Origin of the sequence: Reyranella soli (assembly GCF_007992495.1) — a bacterium.
In the GTDB taxonomy this organism is placed as follows: domain Bacteria; phylum Pseudomonadota; class Alphaproteobacteria; order Reyranellales; family Reyranellaceae; genus Reyranella; species Reyranella soli.
This window is the reverse complement of sequence record NZ_BKAJ01000252.1, coordinates 1-9,657: the sequence shown is the minus strand read 5'-3', so window position 1 is coordinate 9,657 and position 9,657 is coordinate 1. Positions and strand designations below refer to the sequence as shown.

The window sequence follows — 9,657 nt, the reverse complement described above, 5'->3', positions numbered from 1 at the left end:
ACTTTCAGTCTGACTGCGGGGGCAGCTTTTGCCGGGGTCCGCCCGTTCGTTAAGCGCTTCCATCTCCCGGACGGGCGCGCGTGACGGCGCGATGACGGAGAAGGAGCCAGCCATGCGTCACACCGTCTTGCTTGCCATGATCTGTGCAAGCTTACCCTGGGTGTCATCCAACGCCCAGTCGTTCGACGGTGAGTGGTCCGTCCTCCAAACCTGTCAGACGACCCAGGAAGGCGCGCGAGGTTACACGTGGCGCTATGGCGCAACCGTGAAGAACGGTCATTTTGTCGGACAGTACCGCAACACGGGGCAGAGTCCGTCGATGACGCCGGAGGGACAGATCAAGTCTGATGGCACCGCTTCTTTGTCCGCTCGGGGTATTTCGGGTCAGCCGATTACAATCAGAAATTCGCTACCTCCGCATCGCCCATTGCATTCCAAGTAACGGCGGAGTTTACCGGCGCGACGGGTACTGGCGAGCGCGTAGGCAGCCGGGCCTGCAAGTTTACTTTCAGCAAGGCATGATGACAGCCCCAGAGTCAAAATCTGACACACTGGCGCGTTTTGTCGGATCGGTGAGTCCTGGAGACCAGCTGACGTGATGGGGGGACGGCCCGTGCACCGGCGCAGCTGTGTGATGATGTGGCCGTAGAGCCATGTGTGGACGGCCCGTGCGGTGCAAGTGGCTTTTGCTGGCGATGAGCACCCGGTCGGGTGCATCCATGTGTACGGCCTGTTCGCGCAGCACCTCATGGCTGCTGGCCCTGATGAATTCCGCGGATCGTTTCCCAAATCACGTCATCGCGCTCGAGGCGCTCTGCTCCCCTGGGTTTCGGCGATCCCCGGTCTGACCGGTCTGTCATCACCACTGAGCTACTCCTGCACCATCCTGCCGTCAGCTCAGCCGACGGCGAGAACAGCGGTCATGCGGCAGGCGCCACATAGACCTCGTTGCGCGACATCACCGCCCAGGCAATGCACGCTGTCTTGTTGGCCAAGGCGACCGTCGCGATCTTCACCGGCTTACGGTAAGAACCTGCGCCGCCCAAGGGCGTCGGCTAGCATTCTTCCGCACCATGCGCATCACTGCCGTCGCGCCCACGACGAGCAGCCGTCGCAAATAGCCGTCACCTTGCTTGCTAATGCCACCAAGCCGTTCCTTGCCGCCGGAGCTTTGCGGGCGCGGCGTGAGACCAAGCAAGCCGCGAACTGCCGCCCGGATCGGAACATCGCGTCGTCCGGCACCGCCGCGGCAATCGCAGAGGCAGTGATCGGTCCGATGCCCGGGATGGTCGCCAGTCGGCGGCTAGCAGCGTCGGTACGGTGCCAGGCGAGAATCTGCGCTTCGAGCCGATTGATCTCGCTTGCCAAAGCCCGAAGCTGTGCCCCAATTGTGTAGAGCGCCGAGCGTGCATGCGCCGGCAGCTGCTCCTGTGCTTCGTGCAGCACTGTCATCAACGCCGTGACGCCACCTGGCCCCTTACTGCTGATGATGCCGTACTCGGCCAGATGTGCTCATAGCGCGTTGATGAGCCCAGTTCGCTGCCGGACCAGCAAATCGCGGGTCTTGTGAAGCATCAGCACGGCTTGCTGCTCGGGTGTCTTCACCGCGACAAAGCGCATCGTCGGACGGGTAACCGCCTCACAGATTGCTTCTGCATCGGCAGCATCGGTCTTACCCCGCTTTACATATGGCTTTACATACGACGGCGGCATCAATCGCACCTTGTGGCCGAGGCGCATCAGCTCACGCCCCCAGTGGTGGGCAGATGCGCATGCCTCTATGCCGACCAGGCACGGCGCCAACACAGCAAAGAACTTCAACACCTCAGATCGCCGTAGTTGCCGGCGGATGAGTACCTTGCCTTCCGCGTCGATCGCGTGGACTTGAAATACGTTCTTCGCCAGGTCCAACCCGACGGTCACAACACCTTGCTGCATGGGACGGCTCCTCTAGACGTGGCTCTACGGCCACATCATCACACAGCTGCGCCGGTGCACGGGCCGTCCACCCCATCACATCACTCCATGCGTCTCCCCGGAGACACTGCCGCGGTCTCTCGACAATGGGGCGATAGGGTAGCAAGCCAACGGTCCTCGAGAGTCAAAATTTGACTCACCGGAGCGTCTTGTCGGCTCGGTGAGTCCCGCGTCCAGCCAGACGCCAAAACCGCTGTCCGAGTCAAAACCGGCACTAGCGGCGATCCCGTCCTGCGGCCGTCGGCAACCATTTAAGGTCAACCGCGTAGATCGGCCGATGGTCCAACAGAACTGGATAAGCGGCATTCGACTTCGATAATATCACTTTGCCCCAGTAAGACGGGAGGTGATTGAATGCCCCAAATGCGTTGGCAGGAATTTCTGCGCGACCATCACCGCCCGCATCTTCTAGAGATGAAGCTGGAAGGGGCGCTGTTACCTAAGCTTTTTGGAGCGAGGGCGAAGCTGGAACGCCTTGCGTCGAGCTTGGGTGCAGTCGGCAACTATGCCTTCAAGGTGGAAGCCAGAGTTGTCTATGCCGCGTTTGAGGAAGAAGCCGATGCCGAGCGATTCGCGAATGTGTTCAGACCCGAGCAGACCACGCGTGATTCAGAATGGGCCTCGAAGACCTTCGCGCGGATGGACGACGCCACTTACCAGAGGATGGAGAGGGTACTCAAAAGCGGCGACTGACTTTGAGTGCCGCCAGCATCCCAATCCCTTGAATGACAGCGAGGCGAAAGCGACCGACGAGCGTCGCGGCGAACTATGGCTAAGGCCGCCGCCGAGCTCGCGATCGCCCAACCGGCTGTATCGAGGGCAATTGCAGACATCGAACGGACGCTCGGTGTCCGGCTTCTCGACCGCGGCCACCACGGCATAGAGCCCACCCCTTTGGCCACCGGCTGTCGGGCAGCTTCGCATCGGCAGTTCGGAAAGCGTGGCAGCCGGTCTGCTTCCGGCCGTGATCGACCGATTCACCCGGCGGCATCGGGAATTCGCCTGGATGTCGCGCAGACTGTACTTGGCACCTTCGACTATCGCGAACTGCGCGAGCGGAAGATCGATTTGTGGCTGGGATGGACGCCGGCAAACTTCGCCGCGGAAGACCTCGTGGTGGAGTCCCTCCTCAACGACCCGCGGGTCGTGGTCGCGGGAAAGCAAAGCAGATGGGTGCGGTTTTCCAGGTTGGATTTGGCGTATCTTGCAGACGAGCCCTGGATCCTACCGCCGCCCGACACTTTCCCGGGCGCCGCTGTCGCCGAGCTGTTTCGTGCGGGCGGAGTGGACATGCCCCCCACCCCGCTCACGACGCTGTCGATTCACCTCTGTTGCCGGCTGTCCGCTTCCGGAAAGTTCATCGCCTTGCTGCCAAGCTCGATCGTGAAATTCGGCGGCCGTGATCTTGATCTGAAGACACTTCCGATCGAACTGCCACGCACGTCAATGTTTCCGCGGCCATCGTAACTTTGAGGGACCGCACGCTGAGTCCAGCGGCCACGATCTTCATCGAATGCGTGCGCGAAGTCTCGAGACCATTTGGTACGCAGCCGCGCGCGCGGCCCAAGTGGAGCTCGCCTCTAGCCGCGGGAAGCCGGCAGGCTTATGTCGGCGACCGACGACGTGGAATCACGATCAGCCCGTGAGGAAACATCGGATCTTGAGGGCATCCTAGTCCGTGCTCGGCGCCAGGATAGTATACGGTCACCAGGCCGGGAATGTTGCCGCCGCTGGAGAAGAGGCGAAAGCCGCCGATGCGATCAGCCTCAAGCGCTTGCCCCAGCCGACAATGCCGATACCATTGGTCCCGGTGCTTTCAAGGTAGTTGGTCACGAGGATGGCCTTGGTGTAGGTGGCCGCCTGAATGTTCTGAAGGTCGATTCAGCCACCGCAACCAGCGGCCCCGCTACTGACACGGGCAGCGAGCGCGATTGCGTCCGAGGTGATGTCGGACGATATGCCAACCGCGGGTGATGTGTTCACCGTCTCGGACCACCACGAATAGTCGTTAGCACCACTGCCGCGGTTGCCATCGGCGCCATAGGTCTGCAGGCCAATGTTGGAGCCGTTCGTCGCGGACTTCACCTCCCATTCAATTCGCAGGTTGTTGACGTTCGTCGGCAGGTTGGTGAAGTCGACCACCAACACACCCCTTACCGGCCTGCCGCAAGATCGGCGCCAGGTCGAGACAGCGGAATGTCTCCCAAGCTGTTCACGTTCAAGGTCGGATTGGCGCCGTTAACCGCACGCAGAGTGTCATGCCATCAATGTAGGCACCCGGCGCGGTATCGTAGGTCGGGTATACGCTAGGGTCGTACCCCAGGGTCATGGGGTTCTGCTGACTATCGACTCGCTTGATGGGCGCCCATGATCGCGCGCGCCCCGTTTTTCACGCCTGAAGGCACGCAGCCTTCCGGTGACGGCGTATTGTTGTTGTTGTCAACTTCGTTCCAGTTGCTGGCATACACGTCCATTGCTTGTCTCCTAACGCCCAGGAAACAGATGCGGGCGTATGCTCTCGAGGATCTCGAAATAGCGGGCGGGATCGGCGGTGCACGTCGCCTCGATCAACGGCGCAATCTCTCGGCGGAAATGTGCCTGCAGTACAGCGGCATTGGCCGAGGTGATGTCGACGCCGTCCCATACAGGCGACGACAGCGGCAACGGCTGCTTTTCCAAAGTGCCGTATCGCCTTCTTCGATTTGCGCGAAAACCTTAATGGCGCGGCCGGCACCTACAGGCTGACGGATGGCCACTGGACAGAACGCGGGATAGGATTGGCCGCTAGCCCGAATGATTGCTAGCCGACCCGCCTTCTCCGATTGCCGCCATCGCGACGGAGGCTGGTGTGCGCGAAGGCCCCGCCCTAGCTGCCGTGCGGCTCTGATCGATTCCGCGACATCGCCGCTTGCCCTTGGCTAGTTTGCTCGCCCGCAGGCGCCAACTTGGCAGCTACTGCGCAAGGCGCCTAAACAGGCCACCAACTGCAAGATTCAATTACTGCATCAGCGAAGAAATGTCTTTCCGCGCCGCAGCAAATAGGTCAAGGTCGCAAAGTGTGGGTTGAGGCATGGGCCGGTCGTAAGACCGCTTCTTATGGTCTCTTGGGGTGTGGGACGGTGCGGCTAGGCTGCACCGCCCCTTAGTAAAGTTCAAACGCCCAGCGTTTTACGCACATGGCGCGCTGTACGCACTGGGGCAATGAGCAAAGCCTTCGCAACCGCCAGGGCACCGGCGGTCCGCTACGCGCCAGCGGCCAACCCTAGATCCCGCTGGAAGCAAAAATGGACGACTCAGATCCCAAACCACCATCCATTGATGGTCGCCGTCGGCGGAGTGAGCAGACCAGACAGGCCATCATTGAGGCGTACCTCGACCTCGTACGAGCGAATCAAGAGCCGCCTACAGCTCAGGAGATTGCGAAGCGTGCAGGCATTTCCACGCGATCGGTGTTTGAGCGCTTCACGGACTTGCTCACTCTCAGCCTTGCGGTTGCCGATTACGCTTTTGAGCAAGCCCTGGCGCAGGCGCCGGTGCCAAATGTCGATGCCGACTTCGATACTCGGCTCAAGGCCCAAGTTGAAGGGCGGGCCGCCATTTGCGAGCAGTGGCTGCCGTTGTGGCGCACACTGCTGCGCTACAAAAGCCAATCGGAAAAGCTGGCAGTTCGGATCGTGCGCATTCGCGCGGCGATGATGGCGCGGCTCGCACTGGTGTACGGGCCAGAATTGTCGATGTTGCCGGAGCCTGAGCGCGCTCAGGTTCTGATTAGCTTGGACCTTCTGACTGGTTTCGAGAGCTGGGGCCGGATACGTGAAGACCACGGCCTCTCAATTGAAGCGGCTCGCGAACTTTGGACCGTTTCAATCGGGCGACTACTGTCAGCCGCCGCCCAGTGAAGAGGCCGTCCAAGGTTGAGGCTGAAGATCTAGATGCTGTCAGAGGCCTCGAGCAGCTTCCCACTGCACAGGGTCGACGACCCCTCTCCCCCTATCCCTCTAGAAATCAGCGGCGCGGAGCGGCCCCGCATAGGGCAACGTATACCTATGCGAGGCCTGACCATCCTCTCCTGATTTGCCGTGCAGGGAGCGAGGGCTACCGTAGAGTAGCCATACGCAAGCAATCACGGCTGGGCCCAAATGAGCTAATGACAATGCGCCTGCGTAGGAAAAAAAGCCGGATGTACTCCAGTCCAGGGCGCGGGAACGAGACTCGGTCGTCTAGATGGATCAAGCCCCAGCTCATGAGCTGACTAGACTAGGGTGCACTAAGTGAAGCCCGCGCTTTTGGTCGAGGTCACATATCTGACCTCGACCGAGGACGCCCTCCCAATGCCTGAGGCCCTGGTCTATCAGTTCCTGCTCGCCTTTCTCCAAGACTCGTTGAACTACTGGACGCTCACGCTGAACAACGTGGCGTAAGTCGCAGCGAGGCGGTTCGCCGTTGAATTGAGGCCGGCTTGAAGCGCCGGTAATTTGGCTCGGCAGCGAGTTGGCCCTCTGGCGGCTGCCCGATGGCATTGGAGCGACTAGGCAAGCTGAGGGGCTTTCCCGACAAGGATGTTGCCGAGGCGGCGGAAAAGCAATGGAGGGAAGTAATACAGCGGCCCGAGACTATCGGTCTAGACACCCTAGGCTGATTCTGTTGTAAACCTCGTAATCAGGGCGCCGGCGGGACTCTTTCCCTTCCGGCGCCTAATCAATCTTTCGGTACCACCAAAGTGTCGCCCAGACTGCCAGGGCTGCCGCGGCGACACTTTGCGTGCTTGTGGGAGAGCGGTCGGGCAAGCCGCTTCGCGCCGCTAGGTGGGTGTGGGACGGTCCGGTGAATCCGGGACCCCTTCTACTCAACCGGAAATAGTTGATACAAAGCCACACGCTGATCACGCGCGGTCGAGCCTTGTGGCACGGCATCCTTAGCGCATGGAAATCCTTTCCGATCCGCTGGTCTCGTTCGAGCCTAGCGCCCGAACTCACCTCCGCGGGTGGGCTATTGCCGCCGCCATCGTTGCCCGTTTGCAAGAAGTCGGTTTCTCAGGTGGGATTGATGTGCCGGAAGTGCTTGGCCCCATTATTTCAGATCTTAATGGAGCAGAATTGCAAGAGCTGGCCCGACAATTATCGGGGCCCCTTGCGGATGTTATGCCATTTTCTCGTTCGCAACTCGCAAGATGGTGGCAGCCAGCGAGGCAGGTTCCGCCAGAGGCGAAGACTTACGGGGACTTCGAGACAACAACTAAGCCAATTCTCCAATGCGTGCCGTTGGAATGACTGCTAACCCGGCGAGTGGATCAAGCCGTAGTTCACGCGCCTGGTTGACGAGGCGCCGACTGCTGACAGCTGGCTGCACGAGATCAAGTACTACGACTGCCGCATGCACGACGGTGACATGGTGCACACCCGCCTGTATGCGACGATCCGCTAACTCAACGTAGTCGCCAGCGACGAATGCGCGGCTTATATGAAGTGCACATTTGTCGATAATCACCGGGACAAATGAAGACGCGAAAAGCATTGGACTGGGCATTCGTGATGGCTTTCAACATCGTGGCCATCATCGCAATCCTGGGCGTGGGCGAGTTGGCGGCCCGCTGGATTGCCGACTCGGCTTCTACCTACCAGGACGAGCAGCTGCCGATGTGCCGCCCCGACCCGCTCACCATCTGGCGCTACCAGCCCGATCTCCGCCTCACCTATCGCACCCCCGAGTTCGAGACGCAGATCCGAACCAACGACGTCGGCCTGCGCGAAGGGCCGATCGCGACGGAAGCGGAAGGCGCTACCACCGTGCTCTTCATCGGTGATTCCTTCACCTTCGGCTGGGGCGTGGCCAAGGAGCAGCGCTATTCCGAGGTGCTCGCGCGCCTAATGGCTGAGCGACGGCCGGGAACACAGCTCCGGATCGTGAATGCCGGACACTGGATGTATACGTTCGACCAGCAGCTCGTCATGATGAAGGAGATGATCGAGCGCTACCAGCCCGCCGTCGTCGTACAGGGCTTTTACTGGATGCACGTCTGCACCCTGTTCAACCACCGGCTGGTCCGCGCGCCCAATGGCACCCTGCAGGCGGTCGAGGATTCAAAGATCAAGGTGAGTGATCGCGGCGTCCTGAAGTTCCGGTCCGACTGGCTGGAACGTCCACCGCTCAATTCGCAGCTCGTGGTGCTGATTGCGCGCTGGCTCCTCAACCGTGATCTGCACGAGCGGGTGGGCGAAACCGTCGACTACATGCGTCCGGGATCGACCAAAGACGAGGCTCTGTGGAACCTGACCGACGAGCTCGTCGGCGAAACGATCAGGAGCCTGCGAACTGCCGGCATCGCCTATGTGCCATTCCTGATCCCGACGAGCGTGGAGGTGGGAAGCACGCAGTGGAGGCACGTCAACTGGGAGGCGGCCACGCCGCCCACAGGCATCATCGAGCCGAGCCTTCCAGCGACCCGACTCGCTGCCATATTCACGAGGAACGGCGCGAACGTCGTTCCTCTAGCGACGGCGATGAGCGAACGAGGCGGAGCGGCTCTCTATTTCCTGCAGGACGCGCACTGGACGGCCAAGGGCCATGCCGTTGCGGCGGAGATCCTAGCTCCTCACCTAGACAAGGCTCTAGGACAACTACGGCGCTAATGCCTGGCAGCCGGACGCCCGGCTGTGGCCGGGGGGGCTGGCACAGCAGCGAGCAGCGAAGATGCCGCCTGCTGAACCGCCGCCGAGCGATAGCCGCTTCGGCTCCCCCTGAAGCTCTCGCGGGTCCACTGTGCGGCCCCCAGGTGGTCGTTGAAGTCACCTATCTGACTAGGACGGATGACAATTTGCTGCGGCAGGTGTCGTATCAGGGTCAGCGAGAGGGATACCGATTTCAACGTGCGAATCGCATCGCGTCGTCTCGAGTCTGCCCCTCGCCGTTGCCGCACCCACTCGATCATCAACGAACCGGAAATCACGTTGACTTCGCTTTTGTTTCTGACAGAGCGCAGCGCCGACACCGGCAGGAATGCGGTCAGCAAAGACACACAGGCATGAACCTCTCTGCCCGCACATTGGAAGGCGATCACTGGCGCGGCCACGGATGCGTCTGATTGCTTCACTCCGCGCCGCTGGCCGCTTGAGGTAACCACGGATTGAGCAATGCGACACCGGTAGCCTCGAGGTCGGCGACATAGCGCGTAACAAGCGTGAGAGACGGTGGACCATCGCCGCATCACTGCAACCCGCTTCACGACACGCTCTGCTGCGCACGCCTTCATGAGGAATCTCTGAGCCATGGTTCGCCGTAAAGGAAATCCCTTTGCCAACACGCTGAAGCGACTTCCATACAAGGCGCTCATGCGGCGCGACGAGCTACTGCGCCCCTCGGATAACGACGAGGTCATGACCGCAATGGTGACGATTGCAGCCGGCGCCGAGTACCTCGCCTATGCCGGCACACGCGGTAACGAGTTTTATTGCCGTGTGTTCTGCTTCGACACGGCGGAGAAGGCCCGCGCCATGCAAGCGTGGATCGATGCATCAGACATCGAGAGCCGTCCCGCGCCAGCGCCATCAAATTACCCGCAACTGAAAGTCGGATGAGGTTAGGAAGTCTACGATGAATCAGCACATTTCTGAACAATCGGCCGCGAAGTATCGCAGCGCGCTCCTAGAGATGCGCCGAGACGCCCCTCCTAGGCTGAACATG

Annotated in this window: 13 protein-coding genes and 1 pseudogene; 7 read left to right on the top strand and 7 right to left on the bottom strand. The window is 60.8% G+C overall.

The window, feature by feature from the left end; translation table 11 throughout:
• Nucleotides 1-1,012: 1,012 nt before the first annotated feature.
• A pseudogene (locus tag RSO01_RS50200) lies at nt 1,013-1,452 on the bottom strand (transposase).
• Nucleotides 1,453-1,512: 60 nt separating this feature from the next.
• The gene (locus RSO01_RS50195) at nt 1,513-1,938 is read right to left on the bottom strand and encodes an IS110 family RNA-guided transposase (RefSeq protein ID WP_373868000.1); all 426 of its coding nucleotides are present in this window, start codon (nt 1,936-1,938) and stop codon (nt 1,513-1,515) included.
• Between the two features lie 393 nt (nt 1,939-2,331).
• Between RSO01_RS50195 and RSO01_RS44410 the strand changes: the two genes are divergently transcribed.
• Both RSO01_RS44410 and RSO01_RS44405 read left to right on the top strand, forming a co-directional pair.
• On the top strand, nt 2,332-2,670 hold the full coding sequence (locus RSO01_RS44410; protein WP_147157046.1) for a hypothetical protein: 339 nt from the start codon (nt 2,332-2,334) through the stop codon (nt 2,668-2,670).
• A 75-nt stretch (nt 2,671-2,745) separates the two neighbouring features.
• A complete protein-coding gene (locus RSO01_RS44405) occupies nt 2,746-3,444 on the top strand; it encodes a LysR substrate-binding domain-containing protein (protein ID WP_246159231.1) in 699 nt (232 codons plus the stop codon).
• Nucleotides 3,445-3,681: 237 nt separating this feature from the next.
• Here RSO01_RS44405 and RSO01_RS49700 read toward each other — a convergent pair whose 3' ends face one another.
• From RSO01_RS49700 to RSO01_RS44395, 4 genes are all read right to left on the bottom strand, one after another.
• The gene (locus RSO01_RS49700; RefSeq protein WP_281291639.1) at nt 3,682-3,810 is read right to left on the bottom strand and encodes a hypothetical protein; all 129 of its coding nucleotides are present in this window, start codon (nt 3,808-3,810) and stop codon (nt 3,682-3,684) included.
• 48 nt (nt 3,811-3,858) lie between these two features.
• The gene (locus tag RSO01_RS44400; RefSeq protein ID WP_147157045.1) at nt 3,859-4,119 is read right to left on the bottom strand and encodes a hypothetical protein; all 261 of its coding nucleotides are present in this window, start codon (nt 4,117-4,119) and stop codon (nt 3,859-3,861) included.
• 200 nt (nt 4,120-4,319) lie between these two features.
• A complete protein-coding gene (locus RSO01_RS49695) occupies nt 4,320-4,451 on the bottom strand; it encodes a hypothetical protein (protein ID WP_281291638.1) in 132 nt (43 codons plus the stop codon).
• Between the two features lie 10 nt (nt 4,452-4,461).
• On the bottom strand, nt 4,462-4,641 hold the full coding sequence (locus tag RSO01_RS44395) for a hypothetical protein (RefSeq protein ID WP_147157044.1): 180 nt from the start codon (nt 4,639-4,641) through the stop codon (nt 4,462-4,464).
• Between the two features lie 620 nt (nt 4,642-5,261).
• Between RSO01_RS44395 and RSO01_RS44390 the strand changes: the two genes are divergently transcribed.
• The 4 genes from RSO01_RS44390 to RSO01_RS44375 all read left to right on the top strand — a co-directional run bounded on the left by RSO01_RS44390 (nt 5,262) and on the right by RSO01_RS44375 (nt 8,606).
• Nucleotides 5,262-5,876: a TetR/AcrR family transcriptional regulator gene (locus RSO01_RS44390; protein ID WP_147157043.1), complete on the top strand. Its 615-nt coding sequence runs from the start codon at nt 5,262-5,264 to the stop codon at nt 5,874-5,876.
• Nucleotides 5,877-6,367: 491 nt separating this feature from the next.
• Nucleotides 6,368-6,424 (top strand): hypothetical protein, encoded by a 57-nt coding sequence (locus RSO01_RS50190; RefSeq protein ID WP_373868001.1) that lies wholly within the window; start codon nt 6,368-6,370, stop codon nt 6,422-6,424.
• Nucleotides 6,425-6,899: 475 nt separating this feature from the next.
• On the top strand, nt 6,900-7,247 hold the full coding sequence (locus RSO01_RS44380; protein ID WP_147157042.1) for a hypothetical protein: 348 nt from the start codon (nt 6,900-6,902) through the stop codon (nt 7,245-7,247).
• 225 nt (nt 7,248-7,472) lie between these two features.
• Nucleotides 7,473-8,606, top strand: coding sequence for an SGNH/GDSL hydrolase family protein (locus RSO01_RS44375; protein WP_147157041.1), 1,134 nt, complete (start codon nt 7,473-7,475; stop codon nt 8,604-8,606).
• On the opposite strand, the gene RSO01_RS44370 is transcribed toward RSO01_RS44375, so the two are convergent.
• Nucleotides 8,603-9,067 carry a hypothetical protein gene (locus RSO01_RS44370; protein ID WP_147157040.1) on the bottom strand — a complete coding sequence of 155 codons (465 nt, stop codon included), beginning with the start codon at nt 9,065-9,067 and terminating at the stop codon, nt 8,603-8,605. The two genes, RSO01_RS44375 and RSO01_RS44370, sit on opposite strands and share 4 nt — an antisense overlap.
• A 175-nt stretch (nt 9,068-9,242) precedes the next feature.
• Here RSO01_RS44370 and RSO01_RS44365 point away from each other — a divergent pair, with 175 nt between their 5' ends.
• Nucleotides 9,243-9,551 carry a hypothetical protein gene (locus tag RSO01_RS44365; RefSeq protein WP_147157039.1) on the top strand — a complete coding sequence of 103 codons (309 nt, stop codon included), beginning with the start codon at nt 9,243-9,245 and terminating at the stop codon, nt 9,549-9,551.
• The last annotated feature ends 106 nt before the right edge of the window (nt 9,552-9,657 follow it).